Origin of the sequence: Emticicia sp. (assembly GCF_049241225.1) — a bacterium.
Lineage (GTDB): Bacteria > Bacteroidota > Bacteroidia > Cytophagales > Spirosomataceae > Emticicia.
The window spans coordinates 17,291-19,840 of sequence record NZ_JBMLRC010000361.1 but is presented as its reverse complement, the minus strand read 5'-3'; the positions used below and the strand labels follow the sequence as shown (position 1 = coordinate 19,840).

At 40.3% G+C, this 2,550-nt stretch carries 2 protein-coding genes; one reads left to right on the top strand and one right to left on the bottom strand.

Annotated features, from left to right (window positions below):
* The first annotated feature begins 175 nt into the window (after positions 1-175).
* On the top strand, positions 176-1,519 hold the full coding sequence (locus ACOVO2_RS19100; RefSeq protein ID WP_421771508.1) for an FAD-binding protein: 1,344 nt from the start codon (positions 176-178) through the stop codon (positions 1,517-1,519).
* A 78-nt stretch (positions 1,520-1,597) separates the two neighbouring features.
* Here ACOVO2_RS19100 and ACOVO2_RS19095 read toward each other — a convergent pair.
* A partial coding sequence (locus tag ACOVO2_RS19095; RefSeq protein ID WP_421771507.1) for a zinc-binding alcohol dehydrogenase family protein occupies positions 1,598-2,550 on the bottom strand: 953 nt, incomplete at its 5' end.

Genomic DNA, 2,550 nt, shown 5'->3' with positions numbered 1-2,550 from the left:
ACAAAGAATTATTTGAAGTGGTGAAATAATTGTACAGTTCGATTTTTAACGTCGGTAAGCAGTTCCACTGTGGGTTCTGAATCTTGCCGACGTTGTTTAGCTCTTATTTGTTTACCAAAATTATTAAAACAACCTTTTATTAAACTCTATTCAAACCTTACAAAAACCTATTAGAATGAACAAAAGAACTTTCCTCAAAACTTCTTCAGTTTTGGCCGCAGGAGCAGCATTTCCTCAGTTATTTTCTTGTTCCGAAAAGCCAAAATCTGACCCACGAACCAACTGGGCGGGCAATCTGACATACAGCACAGATAATTTGCATACGCCAAAAACAGTTGCCGAATTGCAAGCAACCATCAAAAAAGTAAAGAAAGTGCGGGGCCTCGGCACCAAACACTGCTTCAATAAAATTGCCGATAGTACCGAAAATCAAATTTCATCGGCTGAATTCAATAAAATTATTTCGCTCGATAAAGAAAAACAAACCATAACCGTTGAGGCTGGCATTAAATATGGAGATTTGTGTAAATATCTCGATGAAAATGGTTTTGCCTTATATAATTTGGCATCATTACCACATATTTCTGTTGCTGGAGCATGTGCCACAGGCACACATGGCTCGGGCATCAAAAATGGGAATCTGGCTACGCAAGTAGTGGCTTTGGAATTGGTAAATGGCAAAGGTGAAATCGTTAATTTATCGAAAGAAAAAGATGGCGAAGAATTCGGAATGGCAGTTGTGAATCTTGGAGCTTTAGGAATAGTCACGAAAATGACCTTGGCCTTACAACCCACCTTCAAAATGAAGCAGATTGTCTATCAAAACTTGCCGATGGCGGAGTTGGAAAAGAATTTTGAAGCTATCATGTCAGCAGGATATAGTGTAAGTTTATTTACCGATTGGACAAAGAAAAACATCAGTGAAGTTTGGATAAAAAGCAAAGCTGATGATATGAAAGAAATTGCCCCCGAATTTTACGGAGCTAAACTACAAACCAAAAACCTCCATCCAATCGAAGCCCTCGACCCCGTGAATTGTACCGACCAAATGGGCGTTGAAGGTCCATGGTACGAGCGAATGCCACACTTCAAAATGGGTTTTACGCCAAGTAGCGGCAAAGAATTACAATCAGAATTTTTTATTGCTTTCGAAAACGCCTACGAAGGGCTGATGGCCATCGAAAAGCTCAACGAAAAAGTTTCTCCGCACTTATTCATCACCGAAGTAAGAGCCATTGCAGGCGATGATTTACCTATGAGTCCGATGTATAAAAAAACTTGTGTGGCTTTTCACTTTACTTGGAAACAAGAAACCGAAGAAGTGCTAAAAGTACTACCTCTCGTAGAAGAAGCACTCGCACCTTTTAATCCAAGACCACATTGGGGTAAAATTTTCACCTTGAAACCATTGGTTCTACAATCAAGAATCGAAAAGCTCAATGATTTCAAGGCATTAATGACCAAACACGACCCCGAAGGTAAATTCAGAAACGAATTTATTGATACTAATCTCTTCTAATATTGTGGAGCGAACCGAGCGACGGTCGCATCCTGCTCGTTAATTTCCTACTGCGAACAGGATGTTCGCTCCACAAAATCAAAGTACCACCATTGCCTTTATCACTTGTGATTTTGGGTCGAGCCAAGTTTCAAAGATTGTGGGCAAATCATCAAAAGCAGCTTCGTGTGTAAGCCAAGCCTTAGTATTGATTTGCCCACTTTCCATTTTTGAAATAATATGTTTAAAATCAGCAGGAAGAGCATTTCTGCTTGCCAAAAGTGTAATTTCTCGACGGTGAAAGTCAGGGTCAAAGAATGTAACATCACCTTGAAAAAGCCCTACATAAACCAGTTTTCCACCAAAAGCTACATACGAAAACGCCTTCATCATTGATTGGGCATTTCCGGTGGCATCAAAAACTACCGTTGGCATATTTCCTTTCAAGATGTTTCTTAAATCATCGGACGAAAAATCTTCTGAAGCAATAATACTTTCATCAATTCCGATAGCTTCGTTGGCAAAATCAAGGCGTTGCTTGCTAAAATCCATCACTGCTATTTTTGCACCATTAATTTTTGCAAACTGAATGACCGAAAAACCAATTGGCCCCGCTCCTATCACCAAAACAATATCGTTTTCGGTCACATTGGCACGTTGAACAGCGTGAGAGCCAATGCCCAGCGTTTCGACCAAAGCCAATTGCTCATACTCCAAAATATCTGATTTATGTAGCTTATTTACAGGCACTTTCAAATATTCAGCCATGCCTCCATCAATATGCACTCCTAAAACTTTTAGACTTTCACAGCAGTTAGTCTTGCCGTTTTGGCAAGGCTGACAAACACCACAATTGAGATAAGGCTCAACCGAAACCTTATCGCCGATTTTGATGCCGTTTGCTCCCGCTCCACTTCCTAAACCAATCACTTCAGCACCAAGCTCATGCCCAAGTACACGTGGATACGAAAAAAATGGCTGACGACCACGATAAGCGTGGTAATCTGTGCCACAAATACCTATACGATGGATTTTTAAAAGAGCTTCATTTT